At 68.4% G+C, this 19,144-nt stretch carries 15 protein-coding genes; 9 read left to right on the forward strand and 6 right to left on the reverse strand.

Annotated features, from left to right (window positions below):
- Positions 1 to 59: 59 nt before the first annotated feature.
- The 3 genes from DU484_RS08145 to DU484_RS08155 form a co-directional block, all read right to left on the reverse strand.
- Positions 60 to 1,334, reverse strand: coding sequence for a Zn-dependent hydrolase (locus tag DU484_RS08145; RefSeq protein ID WP_114605657.1), 1,275 nt, complete (start codon positions 1,332 to 1,334; stop codon positions 60 to 62).
- A 114-nt stretch (positions 1,335 to 1,448) separates the two neighbouring features.
- Entirely contained in the window at positions 1,449 to 1,865 is a 417-nt protein-coding gene (locus DU484_RS08150; RefSeq protein ID WP_114585540.1) for a DUF3830 family protein, read from the reverse strand.
- A gap of 44 nt (positions 1,866 to 1,909) precedes the next feature.
- Positions 1,910 to 3,283 (reverse strand): dihydroorotase, encoded by a 1,374-nt coding sequence (locus DU484_RS08155; RefSeq protein WP_114605658.1) that lies wholly within the window; start codon positions 3,281 to 3,283, stop codon positions 1,910 to 1,912.
- A 160-nt stretch (positions 3,284 to 3,443) separates the two neighbouring features.
- On the opposite strand from DU484_RS08155, the gene uraD reads away from it, so the two are divergent.
- The 3 genes from uraD (at position 3,444) to uraH (ending at position 5,432) form a co-directional block, all read left to right on the forward strand.
- Positions 3,444 to 3,947 carry a 2-oxo-4-hydroxy-4-carboxy-5-ureidoimidazoline decarboxylase gene (uraD, locus tag DU484_RS08160; protein WP_114585542.1) on the forward strand — a complete coding sequence of 168 codons (504 nt, stop codon included), beginning with the start codon at positions 3,444 to 3,446 and terminating at the stop codon, positions 3,945 to 3,947.
- A 172-nt stretch (positions 3,948 to 4,119) separates the two neighbouring features.
- Positions 4,120 to 5,088: a factor-independent urate hydroxylase gene (gene pucL, locus DU484_RS08165; protein ID WP_245957306.1), complete on the forward strand. Its 969-nt coding sequence runs from the start codon at positions 4,120 to 4,122 to the stop codon at positions 5,086 to 5,088.
- Positions 5,085 to 5,432: a hydroxyisourate hydrolase gene (uraH, locus tag DU484_RS08170; RefSeq protein ID WP_114585543.1), complete on the forward strand. Its 348-nt coding sequence runs from the start codon at positions 5,085 to 5,087 to the stop codon at positions 5,430 to 5,432. Before pucL ends, uraH begins: the two co-directional genes overlap by 4 nt.
- A gap of 15 nt (positions 5,433 to 5,447) precedes the next feature.
- Here uraH and DU484_RS08175 read toward each other — a convergent pair whose 3' ends face one another.
- A complete protein-coding gene (locus DU484_RS08175; protein WP_114605659.1) occupies positions 5,448 to 6,593 on the reverse strand; it encodes an XdhC family protein in 1,146 nt (381 codons plus the stop codon).
- Positions 6,594 to 6,776: 183 nt separating this feature from the next.
- Here DU484_RS08175 and DU484_RS08180 point away from each other — a divergent pair, with 183 nt between their 5' ends.
- From DU484_RS08180 to DU484_RS08200, 5 genes are all read left to right on the forward strand, one after another.
- Entirely contained in the window at positions 6,777 to 8,147 is a 1,371-nt protein-coding gene (locus DU484_RS08180; RefSeq protein WP_114605660.1) for a uracil-xanthine permease family protein, read from the forward strand.
- 123 nt (positions 8,148 to 8,270) lie between these two features.
- Positions 8,271 to 9,605 (forward strand): 5'-deoxyadenosine deaminase, encoded by a 1,335-nt coding sequence (locus DU484_RS08185; RefSeq protein WP_114605661.1) that lies wholly within the window; start codon positions 8,271 to 8,273, stop codon positions 9,603 to 9,605.
- A 179-nt stretch (positions 9,606 to 9,784) separates the two neighbouring features.
- Entirely contained in the window at positions 9,785 to 11,179 is a 1,395-nt protein-coding gene (locus DU484_RS08190) for an NCS2 family permease (RefSeq protein ID WP_114605662.1), read from the forward strand.
- Positions 11,180 to 11,248: 69 nt separating this feature from the next.
- Positions 11,249 to 12,478: an MFS transporter gene (locus tag DU484_RS08195; protein ID WP_114605663.1), complete on the forward strand. Its 1,230-nt coding sequence runs from the start codon at positions 11,249 to 11,251 to the stop codon at positions 12,476 to 12,478.
- A gap of 160 nt (positions 12,479 to 12,638) precedes the next feature.
- The gene (locus tag DU484_RS08200; RefSeq protein WP_114585549.1) at positions 12,639 to 14,303 is read left to right on the forward strand and encodes an adenine deaminase C-terminal domain-containing protein; all 1,665 of its coding nucleotides are present in this window, start codon (positions 12,639 to 12,641) and stop codon (positions 14,301 to 14,303) included.
- Between the two features lie 71 nt (positions 14,304 to 14,374).
- On the opposite strand, the gene DU484_RS08205 is transcribed toward DU484_RS08200, so the two are convergent.
- Both DU484_RS08205 and DU484_RS08210 read right to left on the reverse strand, forming a co-directional pair.
- Positions 14,375 to 16,822: a xanthine dehydrogenase family protein molybdopterin-binding subunit gene (locus DU484_RS08205; protein ID WP_114605664.1), complete on the reverse strand. Its 2,448-nt coding sequence runs from the start codon at positions 16,820 to 16,822 to the stop codon at positions 14,375 to 14,377.
- Entirely contained in the window at positions 16,819 to 17,367 is a 549-nt protein-coding gene (locus DU484_RS08210; RefSeq protein WP_187347790.1) for a (2Fe-2S)-binding protein, read from the reverse strand. Before DU484_RS08210 ends, DU484_RS08205 begins: the two co-directional genes overlap by 4 nt.
- Before the next feature lie 350 nt (positions 17,368 to 17,717).
- On the opposite strand from DU484_RS08210, the gene DU484_RS08215 reads away from it, so the two are divergent.
- The gene (locus DU484_RS08215; protein ID WP_114585551.1) at positions 17,718 to 19,136 is read left to right on the forward strand and encodes an amidohydrolase; all 1,419 of its coding nucleotides are present in this window, start codon (positions 17,718 to 17,720) and stop codon (positions 19,134 to 19,136) included.
- Positions 19,137 to 19,144: the final 8 nt, after the last annotated feature.

Genomic DNA, 19,144 nt, shown 5'->3' on the forward strand with positions numbered 1-19,144 from the left:
GTGTCGGTCGCACACCTGTTTTCATTCGACGAACGCTTAGTGACTCTCGGTACCGTGCCTCATTCGCGTGCCAGCGTCGCCAGTCCGGCCGTCAGCACCCGCGTCGCCGTCGCACAGCTACTCCAGTCCGTCCACTCGCGGGGGCTGTGCGAGAACCCGCCGCGAGAGGGCGCGAACAGCAACCCCGCCTCGGTGACGCTCGCAATATGCATGGTGTCGTGGCCCGCCCCGGAGTGCAGCGACAGCGACGGTACGTCCATCGCCGCCGCCGCGTCCCGGAGTGCGGTCGTACACCGCTCGCTCATCGCGCTCGGGGCGATGTCGTACGGCCGCTCGAACGTCGTCTCGACGCCGCGGTCGGTTTCGAGCGTCGACAGACAGTCCCGAACACGGGCGACGATCCATTCCATCGACTCGTACTCCACGTCGCGGACGTCGATGCCCAGTTCGACGCGCCCGGGGACGACGTTGATCGCGTTGGGCGCCACGTCGAGTTTCCCGACCGTTCCGACGACGGTGTCGCCGTTCTCGGCGACCACGTCGTTCGTCGCGCGCTCGACTTCGAGGACGAGTTCGCTCGCGGCGGTCAGCGCGTCCGTCCGTTCCGCCATCGTCGTCGACCCGGAGTGGTCCGCTTCCCCCTCGATTTCGACCGCACACCGGATGGTCCCGGTGATCGCCGAGACGATCCCCACGGCCGCACCCGCGTCCTGAAGGCGTTCCCCCTGTTCGACGTGGAGTTCGAGCCACGAGTCCCACGCGCTCGCGTCGAGGCGGTCGGTGCCCCGAAAGCCGATGTCGGTGAGGGCGGCGTCGAGTGTCACCCCGTCGCCGTCCTCGAGTGCGAGGGCGTCCTCGACGCTCCGTTTCCCGCTCGCGACCGACGAGCCGAGGACGCCGTTGGAGAACCGCCCGCCCTCCTCCTCGGTGAAACAGACGACCTCTATCGGCCGGTCGACGTCGGCGTCGGCCGCCTGAAGCGCCCGCACGGCTTCCAGCCCGCCGTAGACGCCGAGGACGCCGTCGAAGATGCCACCTTCGGGCACGGAGTCCAGGTGGCTCCCGCACGCCACCGCCCGCGTCGTCGGATCGGCGCCGTCGGGCACCCACCGGCCGGTGATGTTACCGACGGCGTCGACCCGCACGTCGAGGCCGGCGGCGTCGAGTCGGTCGACCAGATACTCCCGCGCTCGCCGGTTCGCGTCCGTCCCGGTCAGTACCGTGCGGCCGTGTCCCTCGTCGGTCCGGATGGCGCCGAACTCCGCGTTCGTGGTGATGTCGTCGCGGAGGCGCTCCTCGCTTACACATCGGTGTACGGACTCCGTGGTGCTCATGCTCTACCGCCCCTTGCAGCCGCTCCAATGTTAATATACCGGCGCGTCGGCCGGATCACGGACTCACAGCCGCGGCTCTCCACCACGATACCGAAAAAATCGCCCGACAGCCCGCTACCGTTCCCGGACGACGATATCCTTCGCGCCGGTCTGTAGCGTCGCCTCCTCCAGTTCGCGGAGTTCCTCCCGCGACGCGTTCAGGCGGGCGACGTGGTTGCCGGCGAGCTCGCCCGCGGGACTCTTGAAACACGTCGGCCCACAGGGGACCAGAATCTCCTGTTCGTTCCGGTAGCCCGGATAGAGCAGGATGTCGCCCCGTGAGGGGTAGACCGTGTGGTTCTCGCGTGGAATCTCCGGGAGATCGATCTCGTCGATGTTGATCCACGTCGCGTGGCCGCTCCAGCGCACGTGCATCAACTCCGATTCGAGCGGGAGGAAGTCCCGGAGCGCTTCGACCGACCGAGGCGCTTCGTCCTCGAGCAGGTCGGCTACGAACACCTGTCCGTCGACGTCGAACTCTAACTGTGTCACGTTCCTCGCAACGACGGCGTCTCGAATAAAAGTTCCGTCGCGCCTCAACTCCAGTCCGGCACGGCACGCGTCAGGAACTCGCCGTGACCCGGGTCGGCGACGATGTCGCCGTCGTCGGCCACGAGCGTCCCCCGCACGAAGGTCCGTTTCACGCGACCCGTCACCGTCCGCCCCTCGTACACGGAGTAGTCCGCGTTCGAGTGGTTCCGGGCCGCCGTGATGGTGTACGTCTCGTCCGGGTCGAAGACGACGAGGTCGGCGTCGGCACCGGGTTCGATCCGCCCCTTCCGCGGCAGGCCGAACGTCCGCGCCGGGTTGCGGCACATGAGCCTGACGAGCGCCGGATACGAGAGGCCCCGCTCGTTGACGGCCACGTCGTGAAAGACCGGGAGGCTCGTCTGGAGGCTGTTGATCCCGAACGCGCTCTCCCACCACGGGCCGCCCTCCTTCCGGTCGCGGGGCAGGGGGACGTGATCCGTCGAGACGACCGAGAGCGTCCCGTCGCGGAGGCGGTCGAAGAGGGCGTCCACGTCGCGGGGCGTCCGGAGCGGCGGGGCCATGATCGCCCGGTTGCCGAGGCGTTCGTAGGTCTCCTCGGTGAGCGCGGTGTAGTGCGTACACGTCTCCGCCCGGACGTTCGAGCCGTCGGTTCGCACCGCGTCGATGGCCTCTGCCGCCGCTTCGGACGTGGTGTGGACGCCGTAGTACTTCGCGTCGGCCGCGACGGCGAGGCGCGCGACCGACCCCGCCGACATCGCCTCCGCGTAGTCCGGCCGTGACCGCGGGTAGGCCGCCGTCGACGCCCCGTCGGGCGCGGCCTTCACTGCTTCCGTCCGGTGCTCGCAGACGGAGTAGTCCTCCGTGTGGACCATCCCGACGGCGCCGAGGTCGGCGAGCCGTCGGAACACCTCGCCGATGAACCCGTTCGACAGCCGGATGTCGTCGGTGGTGAACAGTTTGAACGACGTGACCCCGTCGTCGACGAGTCCCGGCAGTTCCTCGAGGGTCGCCCGCGACTCCCGCGTGACGACCGGATGCACCCCGCAGTCGACGAGCGGTTCGGCCCCCCGCCGGTGTCGCTCGACGGCGTCGGCGAGCGTCCCTTCGTCGTCCCACTCGCCGTCGTCCCAGCCCTGCCAGGCGAAGGTCAGGAGGCTGGTGACGCCGCCGGCCGCCGCCGCGGCCGTCCCGGTCGCGTAGGAGTCGATCGAGTTGTAGCCCGCGAGGTGGGTGTGCGGGTCCACCACGCCCGGGAGGACGAGGTTGCCCGCTACGTCGATCCGTTCCTCCGCCGCCGGAAACGCGCGTTCGTCGCCCACGCCGACGATGGTGCCGTCGTCGATACCGACCGCGCCATCGAACGTCGCGTCGGCGGTGACGACCGTTCCCCCGGTGAGGACGGTGTCGATCCGTGCCATCGTCAGCCACCTCGCTCCACGGGGACGGGCGTCGCGCCGTCGAGTCGTCTCGCGTCGGTCTCCGTGCTGAACATGCGCCGGGCTACTCGGGGGCCGCTCTTAACGCTTGTTCCGCTCGGCACGAGGTTTAAGTGGCGGGCGGACCGACGACAGGAAGACGATGAGCGACCTTACGATAGCGGCGTTGAATCGAGCGGACAGGGACTCCTTCGTGGAGCGACTCGGGAGCGTCTACGAACACTCACCGTGGGTGGCCGAGCGATCGTGGGCCGACCGCCCCTTCGACTCGGTCGACGATCTGCACGCGTCGATGAAACGGGTCGTCGAGGACGCCGACCGGGAGCGGCGACTCGAACTCCTGCGGGCGCATCCGGACCTCGGCGAGCGCACCGAGATGACCGACGCCTCCGTCGAGGAACAGGCCTCCGCCGGGCTCGATCAGCTGACGCCGGACCAGTACGAGGCGTTCCAGCGGTTGAACGAGCGGTATCGGGACGCCTTCGGCTTCCCGTTCATCATGGCGGTCCGGGACGAGTCGCCCGACGCAATCAGGGCGGCGATGGAAGAGCGGGTCGAACACTCCCGGGACGAGGAGTTCCGAACCGCCATCGACGAGGTCCACACCATCGCCCGCCTGCGACTCGAGGAACGACTGGAGTCGTAACGACGGTCTCAGTAATTGTCGATCAGACAACAAAAGAATTTTAACCTCGCGTATGAATCGGATTGGTAGACGGTGACGAGCACAGCACGGCGAGCTACGCTCCGCAGGCCGGCGCACAGCGATCACTGCACGCGGTGGCAGCGATAACCGACGACGATACCAACGACAATCCATGACCGACGACCAACGAGACGCCAACGAACGGACGATGAACTACGGTAAGAAACACGTCAACGTCTACCGGACGTACGCGACCCCGCTGACGGGGCTTCGCGAGATCCCCGAATCGGACTTCACCGGGAAGCCGAACACGCTTCTCGGGATGGAGGTGCGCGCTCAGGTCGAGGGCGAGGAGTTCCTCCCCTCGTTCCGCGACGGCGACAACTCCAAAGTCGTGGCGACGGACTCGATGAAGAACTTCATCCTGCACCACGCCGGCGACTACGACGGCGCGACGGTGGAGGGGTTCCTTCACTACGTCGGCTCGGAGTTCCTCGACACCTACGACCAGATGGAGGCGGTCCGCATGTCCGCCGACGAACTCCAGTTCGACGAGCGGCCCGTCCCGGACGGCGAGGGTGGCTTCGAGCCGAGCGAACTGGTCTTCCGCGTCTCCGACAACGAATCCGCGTTCGGCGAGTACTACCTCAAACGCGAGGACGGCGACGTCGTCATCGAGGACCAGCGAAGCGGCGTCACCGGCATCGAACTGGTGAAGGTGAAGGACAACTCCTTCGTCGGCTACGTTCAGGACGAGTACACCACGCTGCCGGAGCGGGAGAACCGGACGCTGTACATCGGTCTCGACATCTTCTGGACCTACGACGACCCCGAGGCGGCGCTCGGCGAGGACCCCGAGGAGTACGTCCCGGCCGAGCAGGTTCGGGACATCGCCCAGGTGGTCTTCGACGAGAAGGACGTCAACTCGATTCAGGACCTCGTCTATCAGATCGGACTGCGGGTGCTCGAGCGCTTCCCGCAGCTGGCCGAGGTGAACTTCGAGTCCCGGAACCAGACCTGGCTGGGCGTGCGCAAAGACGACCTGGAGGGTGACGCGAAGGTGCTGCGGGAGCCGCCCCGCCCGACCGGCTTCCAGCGGTTCTCGATGGACCACAGCGACCTCGAGGGGGGAGCGGAGTGACCGCCGGCCTGACCACGCACGTCCTGGACACGAGCCGCGAGGGGCCGGCCGAAGGCGTCGACGTGACGCTCTACCGACTCGAAGACGGCGAGCGCGAGCGGGTGACGGCCGCGACGACGAACCACGACGGCCGGGTCGACGAGCCGTTGCTCGACGCCGACGAAATCGAGGCCGGCACCTTCGAACTCGTCTTCGAGGTGGGCGACTACTACCGCGAGCGCGCCGCCGAGTCGACGTTTCTCGACGCGGTGCCGGTTCGGTTCCTGATCGACGACCCGACCGAGCATTACCACGTCCCCCTGTTGCTCTCCCCCGGGAGCTACACCACGTACCGGGGGAGCTGACGCCGTCTCGGCCCGCTACTGGGTTTCGAGGCGCGCGTGGATCGGCCCTTCCCTCCGTTTCAACCGCGCCCCCTCGCGGTCGTTGCTCACGGCGAGGGCCTCGCTCACGACACTGAGCGCGATTTCCGCCGGCTCCCCGCCGCCCAGGTCGAGACCGACCGGCGTCGCGACGCGGTCGAGGGCTTCGTCCGTGATCGTATCGCTCTCGGCCCGAAGCCGTTCGAACCGCTCGCGCGGTCCCATCACGCCGACGTACGGAACCGCCGTCTCGGACAGGAGCGTCTCGACGGCGAGGCGGTCGTCGACGAGGTTGTGCGTCATGACGACCGCGTACGTGTATTCGGGAACCGCGACGCTCCCGGCGACCGTCGACGGCCGACCGGTCTCGACCCGCTCCGCGCTCGGGAAGTCCTCGGGGCCGCGCGCGCCGCGGGTCGAGTGGACGGTCACCTCGAACCCCGCGTTCGAGCCGACGCGGCCGACCGGGTGGACGTCCGGCTGACTGCCGACCAACAGCAGTTTCCGGACGGGTTCGAGCCCCTCGACGAGCAGCGACACCGTCCCTCGTTCGTGCTCGACGTCGACCGTCGTCGCCTTCTCACGGCCGTGTACCGCCGAGACGGTCGCGTCCGCACCGTCGACGACGCCCGTCGGCACGGGGTCGCGGTCCGCCACCCCGCGGGGCCGCCCGCCGTCGACCACGTAGGATCGGGCGCCCACCGGCACCTCGGATGTCGTCGAGTCGGTCACCGTCAGCACCGTCACCGGCGTCCCGGTGCCGAGTTCGTCGAGCGGAGCGCCCCAGCTCCGGTCGAGCGGTTCGAGCAGGACGTCGACGACGCCGTTACAGCCGAGGCCGAGGCCCCAGGTGTCGTCGTCGTCTTCCGTCAGGTCGAACGTCTCCCGCCGCGGCGTCCCCGCATCGAGCACGTCCATCGACGATTCGGTGATCGGATCCTCGAGACACCCGGCGGTGACCGCACCGACGGGCGCGCCGTCGGCGTCGACGAGCATCTTCGCCCCGGGTCGGCGGTACGCGGCCCCGTCGACGTCCGCCACGGTCACGACGACGCCGTCGGCGTCGCGGTCCAACTCCCGTCGCATCCGTCGCCGCAGATCACCGGTCGTGACGCTCCACGGATGAGTGCTTCCGTCGCTCATATCCGAAACTGTGTGGCTGCGGTTTTATAGATATCCCCCTCTCGGCGGCCGTCCGCGTCGAGCGGGCACCGAGCGTGCCGTCGGCTCACCGCCCGAATAGTATTATTTCGATATTCAAGAGGTGGAAAATACTCTCTCGATAGAAGATTTTAATTATCAGTAGTTGCATTGGTATGGCGAGACATGCCTGACAGCCCAGACGAGGGAATAGATCTCGCCTACGGTCTGGAAGAGAAGCCACCGTTGACGAAATCGTTCCTGCTCGCACTCCAACACGTATCGGTTATGATCGTCCCCTCGACGGCCGTCGCGTTCATCGTCGCGGGGGCAGCGGGGGTAAGCGCCGCGGATACGACGTTCCTGGTCCAGATGGTGATCCTCTTCGCGGGGGTGGCGACCGTCGTCCAGGCCTACACCGTCGGCCCGGTCGGCGCGAAGCTCCCGATCGTGATGGGGACGAGTTTCGCCTTCGTCGGCGCGATGTCCTCCATCGGCGCGAACTCGGGCCTCGACGTCGTGTTCGGCTCCATCGTGGCCGCGGCGGTCGTCGTCCCGTTCCTGCTGGGCTGGCAGTTCAAGCGGCTCCAGTCCTTCTTCCCACCGCTCGTCACGGGACTCATCGTCGTCATCATCGGCCTGTATCTCGTCCCGGTCGGCATCCAGTACGCCGCCGGCGGCGTCGGCGCCGAGAACTTCGGCTCGATGCAGAACCTCGGGCTCGCGGGACTGGTCCTCTCCATCGCCGTCCTGTTCAACCTGCTCCTGCGCGGCGTCTGGCGGATGTTGAGCGTCATCATCGGCATCAGCGTCGGCTACGTCGTCGCCATCGCGTTCGGCGTCGTCGACTTCAGCCCCTTCTACGAAGCGGCGTGGATCGCGGTGCCCACCCCCGGCCGGTTCGGGTTCAGCTTCGAGGTGATCCCGCTGCTCACGTTCGCCTTCCTCTTTCTGGTCTCGGGGATGGAGACCATCGGCGACATGTCCGGCATCACCGCCGCCGAGGGTCGTAACCCGACCGAGGATGAGTTCCGCGGCGGCATCTTCGCCGACGGGTTCATCAGCGCCCTCGGCGCCGTCTTCGGCTCGTTCCCCCAGACCTCGTTCTCCCAGAACGTCGGCATCATCAACTTCACGGGCGTCATGAGCCGACACATCGTCGGCATCGGCGGCGGCATCCTGATCGTGCTCGGACTGGTGCCGAAGATCGGTGCCATCGTGACGACGATTCCCTCCGCCGTCTTCGGCGGCGCCGTGCTCATCATGGTCGGGATGGTGGCCGCCAGCGGGATGCGGCTCCTCTTCCTGAACATCGAGATGAACCGTCGGAACATGGTCATCATCGCCACGTCGCTCGGTCTCGGACTCGGCGTCGCGACGGTGCCGAACGCGCTCTCGGGGCTGCCGACCGGCGCCCAGACGTTCTTCGGCGAGCCGGTCATCGTCACCGGTCTGGTGGCGCTCGGGCTGAACACGTTCGTCCCCGGCGAGTCCAGCCCGCTGTTCGACCGGACTGAGGAGGTCCCGCCCATCTCCGAACCGGTCGACGACGACTGAACCCCGGTCGCGGACGGACGCCCCCGCCGAACGGGTCACCACCGCGATTTCGGCCGCGACGGTCCCCGATTCGGCCCTCCGACGGGGGAACGCTTTTGTTCCGCGACTGCTTTCAACTAACGTATGTTACTGACCGGAACCGTAGTCGCGGACTCGGAGACGGTGATCGCCGACGGGGCGGTCGTCGTCTCGGGATCGCGGATCGAGGCGGTGGGCGAGCGGTCGACGGTCGCCCCACAGTACGCCGACCACGAGCACCAGTCCTACGACGTGCTGTTGCCGGGGCTGGTCGGCGGGCACATCCACTCCGTCCAGAGCCTCGGGCGCGGCATCGCCGACGACACCGAACTGCTGGACTGGCTGTTCGACTACATCCTCCCCATGGAGGCCTCGCTCTCCGCCGAGGAGATGGCGATTGCGGCGAAGCTGGGCTACCTGGAGATGATCGAGAGCGGGACGACGACCTGTGTCGATCACCTCTCGGTCGCCCACGCCGACGAGGCGTTCGAGGCCGCGGGCGAAATCGGCATTCGCGGCGTCCTCGGCAAGGTCCTGATGGACCAGCGGTCGCCCGACGACCTGCTCGAAGACACCCAGGCGGCCCTCGACGAGTCCGAACGGCTCATCCAGCAGTACCACGGCTCGTTCGACGACCGCATCCGCTACGCCGTGACGCCGCGCTTTGCCGTCTCCTGCTCCGAGGAGTGCCTCCGCGGCGCGCGCGAGCTGGCGGACGCGTACGACGGCGTCCGCATCCACACCCACGCCAGCGAGAATCGGAGCGAAATCGAGACGGTGGAGGCGGACACCGGGATGCGTAACATCCACTGGCTCGACGAGGTCGGTCTCACCGGCGAGGATGTGGTGCTGGCACACTGCGTCTGGACCGACGAGAGCGAGCGCGAGGTGCTCGCCGAGACGGGCACGCACGTCACGCACTGCCCGTCCTCGAACATGAAACTCGCGAGCGGCGTCGCGCCGGTCTGGGACTACCTCGACCGCGGCATCAACGTCGCCCTCGGCAACGACGGCCCGCCGTGTAACAACACGCTCGACGCGTTCACGGAGATGCGCCAGGCCAGCCTCCTGGGGAAGGTCGATCGACTGGACCCGACGGCGACGCCGGCGAGCGACATCTTCGAGATGGCGACGATCAACGGCGCGCGGGCCGCCGGCTTCGACGAACTCGGCGCGATTCGGGAGGGCTGGCGCGCCGACATCGTGGGGCTCAGCACGGACCTCACGCGTGCGACCCCGCTCCACGACGTGCTCTCGCACCTGGTCTTCGCCGCCCACGGCGACGACGTGCGCTTTACGATGGTCGACGGCACCGTCCTGCAGGAGGGCGGCGAGGTGACCGCCATCGACGCCGAGGCGGTCCGCCGGGAGGCGTCGGAAGTCGGCCTCGGCATGGATCTGGAGGACGCACGGCGGTCCGCACGGCAGCACAAGCCCTGAATTCGGAGCGGGCGACGGCGGGCCGACACGCCGTCGGGACGAACGCCCTCGATCCGCGCGCCACGACTGCTGTCGACCCGTCGTTCGGGGTCGGCCGCCGAACGACACTCCCCTCAGTCGGCCGAACGCGTTCGCCTGAATCACAAACTTTTTTATATTGGTGTGAGACGGTGACATGGATGACAGACACTAGCGAGAGCCAGTCACGCGTAGCGTCGTTTTTCGAGTTCGACAAGCACGGCACGGACGCGAAGACGGAGGTCGTCGCGGGGATCACGACCTTCCTGACGATGTCGTACATCATCGTCGTGAACCCCGCGATCCTGTCGGCGGCCATCTCCATCGAGGGCTACTCCGACGGGCAGGTGTTCCAGATGCTCGCCATCACGACGATTCTGGCCGCCGCCGTCGGCTCGACCGTGATGGCGCTGTACGCGAACCGACCGTTCGGCCTCGCGCCCGGCATGGGGCTGAACGCGTACTTCGCGTTCACCGTCGTGATCGCGCTCGGAATCCCGTGGCAGACCGCGCTCGCGGCGGTGTTCGTCGAGGGCATCGTCTTCATCGCCATGTCCAGCGTCGGCGCGCGGCGGTACATCATCGAGTTCTTCCCGGAGCCGGTGAAGTTCGCCGTCGGCGCCGGCATCGGCCTCTTTTTGCTCCTGCTCGGCCTCATCGAGATCAACGTCGCCGTCGCGGACGAGGCGACGCTGGTCTCGCTCGGCAACGTCGCCTCCGACCCCGTTGCCCTGCTGGCGCTGGCCGGACTCGCCTTTACCATCGTCCTCTACGCGATGGACGTGACCGGCTCCATCATCACCGGCATCGTCGCGACGGCGGCCGCCGGATGGGGGCTGACGCTCGCCGGCGTCGTCGACGGCGGTGTGCTCACCCCCGACGGCCTCCCGCCGATCAACTACGACATCACGCCGCTGGTCGGGGCGTTCGTCGATGGCTTTCAGAACATCGAGCCGATATCGTTCCTGATCGTCGTGCTCACGTTCTTCTTCGTCGACTTCTTCGACACCGCCGGCACGCTCATCGGCGTCTCCCAGTTCGGGGACTTCCTCGACGACGACGGAAATCTTCCGGAGATGGAGAAGCCGCTGATGGCCGACGCCGTCGCCACCACCTTCGGCGCCATCGTCGGCACGACCACCGTGACCACCTACGTCGAGAGTTCGACCGGCGTCGAGGAGGGCGGGCGGACGGGGATGACCGCGCTCGTCGTCGCGCTCCTCTTTCTGGCATCGCTCGTCCTCGTCCCCGTCGTCGCGGCCATCCCGACCTACGCCTCCTACCTCGGCCTCGTGCTCGTCGGCCTCATCATGCTCCAGGGCGTCACCGACATCCAGTGGGACGACGCCGAGTGGCTCATCCCGGGCGGTCTCACCATCGTCATGATGCCCCTCACGGCCTCCATCGCCAACGGCATCGCCGCCGGGATCATCAGCTACCCCATCGTCAAGGCGGCACAGGGTGAACACCGCTCGATCCACGTCGCTCAGTGGATCCTGGCGGGGTCGTTCGTCCTCTACTTCTACGTCACCGCCGGCGGCGTGATGGGCGGCTGAGACGGGGGGCGCGCCTCCCACGATACGAGGCTTTTTGTTCGCGGCGACGGATGCACGAGAGGAGAGCGCATGTCCGCAGAGCAGCGTGTCGAGATTCCCTGGTCGTCCGCCGCCTTCCGGACGATACTCGCCTGTTCGCTCATCGGCGTCATGGGCGTCCCGCTCATCAGTCCCATCCTGCCGGAACTCCGGACCGTGTTCGGTATCTCCGATACGCAGGCCGGGCTCATCATCACGGCCTACACCCTCCCGGGCGTGTTCCTCACGCCCTTTATCGGGCTGCTCTCGGATCACTTCGGCCGCCGACCCGTCGTCCTGCCGCTGCTCTTCCTGTTCGGCCTGTCCGGCGCCGCCATCGGCTTCGCCCCGGCCTTCGAGGTCGTGTTGCTCCTCCGTCTCCTGCAGGGGGTCGGCGCGAGCGGCCTGATGGTGCTGGCGATCACCCTCATCGGCGACTTCTACGACGGTCCACAGCGTCACGCGGTCATCGGCGTCAACGGCAGCGCCATCGGCATCGGCGCGGCGTCGTACCCGCTGATCGGCGGCGCCCTCGCCTCCGTCGGCTGGAACGTCCCCTTCGCCTTCTTCGGGGTCAGCCTCGTCGTGGGCGTCGTCGCCCTCTTTTCGCTCACCGAGCCCGCCATCGACGACCCGCCGTCGTTTCGCGTCTACGCGGGTCGGCTGGCGTCTGCAGCCTTCGTCCCGGAGGCGCTCGGCCTCTGGCTCGCGGCCTTCTTCACCTTCTTTCTCTTCTACGGCGGCGTCCTCACGACGCTCTCGCTCCTTCTGAGCGACGTCTACGGGCTCGCGGCCGGGGAGATTGGCCTGCTGTTCAGCATGGTGTCGCTGGCCAACGCCACCATGGCGTCGCAGTACGGTCGGGTGTCGGGCTTTCTCCCCGCGAGACAGCTCGTCGCGCTCGGGTTCGTCGGGTTCGGCGTCAGCCTGCTCGGCGTCTGGGCCGCCGCGACGCCCGTCGCCATCGGCGCGATGCTCGTCTGTTTCGGCCTCGGCTTCGGCGTCGTGATGCCCTCGCTCGACACCACGACCGCCGGCCTCGTCTCCGGCCAACTGCGGGCGAGCATGCTCGGCGTCCTGACGAGCATGCTCTGGTTGGGTCAGACCGTCGGCCCCGTCGTGTTCACCGGTATCGCCCAGAACGCGTTCGCGAGGCCCGTCGCCGGCTACCGGTTCCTGTTGCTGTTCTGGGGCACCGGTGCGCTCCTCGGCGGGCTGAGCGTCTTCGCCTATCTGGTGCGCCGAACCGAGACGACCACGACCCACTCCGACACGTCGTGAGGGGCGCGTTCGTGCGACCCGCGCCGAGCCAAACTACTTTCTACCTCCGCCGAGTGTCGGTTCGTATGTGGCGTCCTGACACCCGACCCGAACCGGCGGTCGCCGCGCGCGTCCGTGCGTGTCCGAGCCGTGACCGACACCGCCGCGACCCCCGAGACCCATGACCGATGCGGTCGATACCCTCGTTCGCGGCACGCTAGTAAACGTCCACACGGGGACCCTCGAGGACGGCGCCGTCGCCGTCGACGACGGCGAAATCGTCGCGCTGGCGGAGCGCCCGGCCGAGCGAACCCTCGACGCCGGCTACGTCGCGCCCGGACTCGTCGACGCGCACATGCACGTCGAATCGAGCATGGTGACGCTGCCGGAGTACGGCGACGCGGTCCTGCCGCGTGGCGTGACGAGCGTCGTCCACGACCCCCACGAAATCGCGAACGTGCTGGGGGCGGCCGGCGTTCGCGCTGTCGTCGCGGACGCGGCGAACACGCCGCTGAAGGCCCGTTTCACCGTCCCGTCGAGCGTCCCGGCGTCATCGCTGCAGGACGCGGGGGCGACGATAGACGCCGACGCCGTGGCGTCGTTGCTCGACCTCGACTCCGTCGTCGCGCTGGGCGAGGTGATGGACGTGCCGGGACTCCTCGCCGGCGACGACGAGGTACACGCGAAGATCGCGGCCGCCCGGGAGCGCGGCCTCCCGGTCGACGGCCACATGCCCGGCGTCGAGGGCGCAGCCCTCCACGAGGCCGCCCGGTATCTCGACACCGACCACGAGAGCATCACGCTCGCCGAAGCGCGGGCGCGGGCGTCGCTCGGCGTCCGGGTCTACCTGCGCGAGGGCTCGTCGAGCAAGAATCTCGCCGACCTCCTGCCGCTCGTCGACGACATCGACACCCGCCGGCTCTCGCTCTGCACCGACGACCGGGAGGTGGTCGACGTCGTCGACCACGGCGGCGTCGACTTCGCGGTCCGGAAGGCCATCGACGAAGGGGCCGACCCCGTCGAGGTGGTCCAGATGGCGACGCTCAACACGGCCGAGAGCTACGACCTGCCGTTCGGACGGCTCGAACCCGGCGCGCCGGCCGATCTGGTGTTGCTCGACGATCTGGCGTCGTGGACGGTCGCGGACGTGATGGTCGACGGCGAACTGAACCCCACGGCGGACGAGCGACCCGACTCGACGAACTTGGCGACCGATACCGTCCAGTTCGACCCGGTCTCGGGCGCGGACCTCGCCGTCGAGGCACCCGCCGACGCCGGGGAGACGGCTCGCGTCCGCGTCATCGACGCCGTCGGCGGACTCCAGACCGATCCCATGGAGACCGCCGTCCCGGTCGACGCGGACGCGCTGGTGCCACCGGTCGACGACGACGTCTGCTCGCTGGCCGTCATCGAGCGCCACGGCGGGAACGGCGGCATCGGACGGGGCTTCGTCCACGGCCTCGGCCTGCACCGTGGCGCTATCGGCTCCACCGTCGCCCACGACGCCCACAACTGCGTGGTCGCCGGCGCGGACCACGACGCCATGGCCCGCGTGGCCAACCACCTGCGCGAGGTCGGCGGCGGCATCGCCGCCTTCGACCCCGCCGCCGGGACGATGGCGTCGCTCCCGCTGCCGGTCGCGGGGCTCATGTCCGACGAGCCGATAGAGACGGTGTACGAGGGGTACGAACGGGTCGAGTCGCTCGCGGCCGACCTCGGGCTGGTCGAGGCCGGCCTGATGGAACTGTCCTTCCTCGCGCTGGAGGTCATCCCGACCTACCGGCTGACGAACCGGGGACTGGTCGACGTGGCAGCGGGCGAACACGTCGACGTGGTTCGGTCCTGATCGCCAGCGGGCGTTTCGGGCGACGGACTCGGAATCGTCGACGAAACGAGAAATGGGAACGGCGAGTCGGCTCAGTCGTCGTCGAGCGCGCTCTTGATCTTCTCCGCGGTGATCGGCATGTCGCCGATGCGGACGCCGACGGCGCGGCGGACGGCGTTGCTCAGCGCCGGCGGCACCCCGTTGACCGGAATCTCGGCGACCGACTTCGCGCCGAAGGGACCGGTCGGCTCGTGGGTCTCGACGATGATGGATTCCATCGGGGGCTGGTCGGCCGTGGTCGGCATATCGTAGTCGCGGAAGCCGAGCGTCTCCGGCCGGCCGTCCTCGTCGAAGCCGATGCCGTCGCCGGTCGCCAGTTCGTAGCTCATGTGCATCGCGCCCTCGATCTGGCCCTCCACGAGGTCGGGATTGAGGGCGACGCCGCAGTCGACGGCGTACACCATGTCGTGAATCTCGAACTCGCCGGTCTCCTCGTTCACGGTCACGTCGACGAACTGCGCGCCGAAGGGCGGCGGCGACTCCTCCGTGCAGTGGCTCGCGTCGCCCATCACGTGGGCGCGCACCTCGTCGCCGTACATGGACTCGTAGCCGATCTCTTCGAGCGACACCGACTCGCCGGTGACCGCCGAGACGACCGCCCCGTCGTCGACGGTGAACGCGTCCTCGGGTTCGTCGAGCATCCGCGAGGCGAACTCGAACAGCATCCCGCGGGCGTCCTCGGCGGCCTTCTTGACCGCCTGCCCGGTGATGTACGTCGTCGAGGAGGCGTAGGCGCCGTGGTCGAACGGCGAGATGTCGGTGTCCGACGGCTGGACGAGTACGTCCGCCGGGGGCACGCCGAGCACCTCGGCCGCGATTTGTGCCATCACGGTGTCGGCGCCCGGCCCGATGTCGACGGCGCCGGTCTGGAGGATAAAGGAGCCGTCCTCGTTCATCTTGATGTGTGCCGCGCCGAGTTCGTCGCCGGGGACGCCGCTGCTCTGGATGGTGAGCGCCATCCCACAAGCCCGGTGGAGGTGGTCGGCGTCGGGCCCTTCGACGTCGTCCCAGCCGATGGCCGCCCGGCCCTCGGCGATGCACTCGTCGAGACCACACGAGCGGATGCGTCGGCCGTACTCCTTCTCCTTGAGGATGCCCGAGGCCACGTCGAGGTCACCCTCCGAGATGGCGTTCCGCGACCGGAGTTCGATGGGGTCGAGGTCGAGTTCGTGGGCGATTTCGTCCATGTGCCCCTCGACGGCGAGGTGGCCCTGCGGGGCGCCGTAGCCGCGGAAGGCGCCCGCGACCGGCAGGTTGGTGTGGACGGCCGTCATCTCGAAGCGGATGTTCGGCGTGTGCGTATAGAGCGGCAGCGGCTTCTTGCCGACGGCGCTGGCGACGGTCATCCCGTGGGGACCGTAGGCCCCCGAGTTCGTGACGGCGTCCATGTCCAGCGCCCGGAGGTCGCCGTCGTCGGTCACGACGCTCCGGAGCGTGACGCGGGCGGGCCGGCGGTTGCGCACCGCGTGGAACTGCTCGCGCCGCGTCGTCTCGACCATCACCGGCCGACCGGCGGCCTCCGCGAGCGCCATCGCGATCGGTTCGGTGTGCATCCCCTGCTTCGAGCCGAAGCCGGCGCCGATCCGCGGCTTCGACACCTGGATGTTCTTGATCGGCACGTCGAAGAGATGGGAGAGCTGTCGGCGCGTGTGGTAGGGCACCTGCGTGCTGGAGATGAGGTGGTACCGGTTGTCCTCGTCGCGGTGGGCGATGGTCGTATGCGGCTCGGGGACGCAGTGGGACTGGTAGGGCGTCTCCCACTCCGTCTCGATCACCGTCAGATCGTCCCGCTCCTCGGCCTCGGCGAAGGCGGCGTCCACGTCGCCGATTTCGCCCGCCATGTTGGACTCGACGTTTCGCTCGTAGTCCGCGCCGGGCTGGTGGTTCTCCACCTCGTCGGGGTCGTGAATCTGTGGCGCGTCGGGCTTCGTCGCCGCCGCGGTGTCGAAGACGGCGTCGTACTCCTCGTAGGAGACGTCGAGTTTGCGCGCGGCCTTGCTCGCGGTGTCCGCGTCCTCGGCGACGACGGCGGCGATGGGGTCGCCGACGAAGCGCACCTTCCGACGGAGCACCCGGAGGTCCCACGGGGAGGGCTCGGGGTAGGACTGGCCGGCCGACGTGTAGGGCTCGTTCGGGACTTCGGGGGAGTCCGGCGTCACGACGGCGTAGACGTCGTCCATCGCCTCGGCCGCGCTCGTGTCGATGTCCGTCACGACGCCGTGGGCGATGTCCGAGCGGACGATCTTCGCCTCGGCGAGGTCCGGGAACTCCCGGGCGTAGTCGGCCGCGTACTTCGCCTCGCCGGTGACGATCTTCGTGGCGTCGTCTTTCTCCTCGCGGTGTGAGACCGTTCGGCGCTCCGCCGGCGCTTTCCGGTTGTTCGGCGCCTCGTCCCACTCCATCGGGTTGGCCGCCTCGATCTTCGAGGCGTCGTCGGCCTCCTCCTCCTCTTCCGGCTCCGGCTCGTCGGTCTTGCTCATTCGTCGACCCCTCCCTCGAAGCAGTCACAGCCCGAACAGGCGCCGTCGCCGGGGACGCGGCCGCCGTCGGCCGCCACGTCCGCCTCGCCGGTCATGCGAGTCGAGGCGTCCTGCACCGCGTCGATGATCTTCTCGTAGCCCGTGCACCGACAGAGGTTCTCCGAGAGCGCCTCGCGAATCTCGGCCTCGTCGGGGTTCGGGTTCTCCGACAGCAACACCTTCGAGCGCATGATCATGCCCGGAATACAGAAGCCACACTGGAGCGCGGCGTTGTCGACGAACGCCGACTGCACCGGTCCCAGGTCGTCCTGTGTGCCCAGGTTCTCGATGGTTTCGACGTCCGCGCCGTCGAATTGGCTGATCGGCCGAATACAGGATTTGACCGGCTCGCCGTCGACGATCACGGTACAGAACCCGCAGTCGCCGGTGTCACAGCCGCGTTTCGCGCCGGTGTACCCGTTGTCCCGGAGGACGTCGAGCAGCGTATCCGAGCGCGCGGCCTCGAACGTTACGTCGTCGTCGTTCAGCGTGAGATCGATTTCCATACGTATCTCCGTTTGATGGTGATCGCAAAGTCGGTCCACACGTGCCGACGGAGGCGTCGCGTCGCCGAGGCCCGCGACGGGGCGAACGGTCGACCTGACCTCCAGATGTCCGGCATGTTACTTCCTCGCACGAGATATGTAGTAGGGGAGCAGTTAAAATTTTCCATGAGGTATCCGTTCACGGGACGCCGACGGTGTCCCCCCCGATTCGAGCCGCGTCGACGACACGGGCGGTCACGGATATTTATTAGCTGACGGGTCCGATCGACCCACATGGTATCCGCGCAACCGAGCCGACGGACCGGCAGTGTGTCTACCGTCGACGGACGGACCAAGGGCGGTCGAGGCGCATGACGGACGTACTGGTAACCGACGGAACGGTCGTCACGCAGAACCGGGACCGCGAGGTGATCGAAGACGGCGCCGTCGCCGTCGAGGGCGACCGAATCACGGCGGTCGGGTCGGCCGACCGTCTCGAAGCCGACACGGATCCGGACCGGATCGTCGACGCCGACGGCGGCGCGGTGATCCCCGGGCTGATCAACGCCCACACCCACGTCTCCGACATCTTCCTCCGTGGCGCGTTCGAGGGCGACCGGGGGCTGTACGACTGGCTGTTCAACGTGAAACAGCCCGCACTCGCCGTGATGGACGCCGACGAACACGCGCTCGCGGCGCGGCTCTACTGCGTCGAGGCGATTCGGTCGGGCACGACCACGTTCGTCGAGAACGCGACGGCCCTCGACTGGGCCGATCTCGCTCCGACGCGCCGGAAACTCGGCGTCTACGACGAACTCGGCGTCCGGAACGTCTACGGCGCCGGGCTCCGGGACCGCTCACCCGACGCGGAGTTCAGGCGCCTGTTCGAGGAGATCACCGACACCGGCGGCGGGGCCGTCCACCCGGGACCGGACGCGCTCGTCGTCGACACCGAGGCGGGTCTGGCGGGCGTCGAGTCACTGATCGAGACGTATCACGAGCCGGACGGTCGGCAGTCGGTCTGGCCCGCCCCGGCGACGCTCGCGACGACGACGCCCGAGCTGCTCCGTGGGGCGTACCGCCTCGCCGAGGAGCACGACGTGATGACGACGGCCCACGTCGCGGAGGCGGAAGCCGAGACGAGGGAGCGGGGCGCCGTCTCCAGCATCGAGTACCTCCGCAACGTCGGCTATCTGGGTGAGCGCGCGCTGCTCGGTCACTGCGTCCAGACGAACGCCCGTGACGTGCGGCTGCTCGCGCAGACGAACACGCCGGTCGTCCACAACTTCCGGGCGAACATGCGGCTCGCGACCGGGTTCGCGCCCGTCGTCGAGATGCTCGCCCGCGGCGTCACCGTGGGCGTCGGGACGGACAACACCATCCTGAACGACACGGCCAACCCGCTCTCGGACGCCCGCGCCGTCGCGACGGCACACAAGGGCTACCACCGCGACTCCGGGGTCGTCCCCGCATCGACGGCGTTCGACATGGTGACGCGGGACGCCGCCGCGGCCATCGGACGCGGCGACGACCTCGGGTCGCTCGAACCGGGCACGCAGGCCGACATCGCGGTGATCGACCTCGACCGCCCACACCTCACGCCCGCGCCCGACCCGGTGCACGCGCTGGTCTACGGGCTCCAGGGCAACGAAGTCGAGACGGTCCTCTGTGCCGGCGAGGTCCTGATGGACGACCGTGAGCTGCGCACGCTGGACGGCCCCCTCGCCGACCTCCTCTCGACGGCCGAACGCACGGCCGCCGACGTGGTTCGGCGGGCCGGCATCGAGTGAGCGGGAAT

This window comes from Haloplanus rubicundus (genome assembly GCF_003342675.1).
Taxonomy (GTDB): domain Archaea; phylum Halobacteriota; class Halobacteria; order Halobacteriales; family Haloferacaceae; genus Haloplanus; species Haloplanus rubicundus.

Excerpts from the sequence above, each read along its gene's own strand:
- DU484_RS08145 (WP_114605657.1), bottom strand. The coding sequence starts at position 1,334 with ATGAGCACCACGGAGTCCGTACACCGATGTGTAAGCGAGGAGCGCCTC.
- DU484_RS08155 (WP_114605658.1), bottom strand. The coding sequence starts at position 3,283 with ATGGCACGGATCGACACCGTCCTCACCGGGGGAACGGTCGTCACCGCC.
- uraD (WP_114585542.1), top strand. The coding sequence starts at position 3,444 with ATGAGCGACCTTACGATAGCGGCGTTGAATCGAGCGGACAGGGACTCC.
- pucL (WP_245957306.1), top strand. The coding sequence starts at position 4,120 with ATGACCGACGACCAACGAGACGCCAACGAACGGACGATGAACTACGGT.
- DU484_RS08175 (WP_114605659.1), bottom strand. The coding sequence starts at position 6,593 with ATGAGCGACGGAAGCACTCATCCGTGGAGCGTCACGACCGGTGATCTG.
- DU484_RS08180 (WP_114605660.1), top strand. The coding sequence starts at position 6,777 with ATGCCTGACAGCCCAGACGAGGGAATAGATCTCGCCTACGGTCTGGAA.
- DU484_RS08185 (WP_114605661.1), top strand. The coding sequence starts at position 8,271 with ATGTTACTGACCGGAACCGTAGTCGCGGACTCGGAGACGGTGATCGCC.
- DU484_RS08190 (WP_114605662.1), top strand. The coding sequence starts at position 9,785 with ATGACAGACACTAGCGAGAGCCAGTCACGCGTAGCGTCGTTTTTCGAG.
- DU484_RS08195 (WP_114605663.1), top strand. The coding sequence starts at position 11,249 with ATGTCCGCAGAGCAGCGTGTCGAGATTCCCTGGTCGTCCGCCGCCTTC.
- DU484_RS08200 (WP_114585549.1), top strand. The coding sequence starts at position 12,639 with ATGACCGATGCGGTCGATACCCTCGTTCGCGGCACGCTAGTAAACGTC.
- DU484_RS08205 (WP_114605664.1), bottom strand. The coding sequence starts at position 16,822 with ATGAGCAAGACCGACGAGCCGGAGCCGGAAGAGGAGGAGGAGGCCGAC.
- DU484_RS08210 (WP_187347790.1), bottom strand. The coding sequence starts at position 17,367 with ATGGAAATCGATCTCACGCTGAACGACGACGACGTAACGTTCGAGGCC.
- DU484_RS08215 (WP_114585551.1), top strand. The coding sequence starts at position 17,718 with ATGACGGACGTACTGGTAACCGACGGAACGGTCGTCACGCAGAACCGG.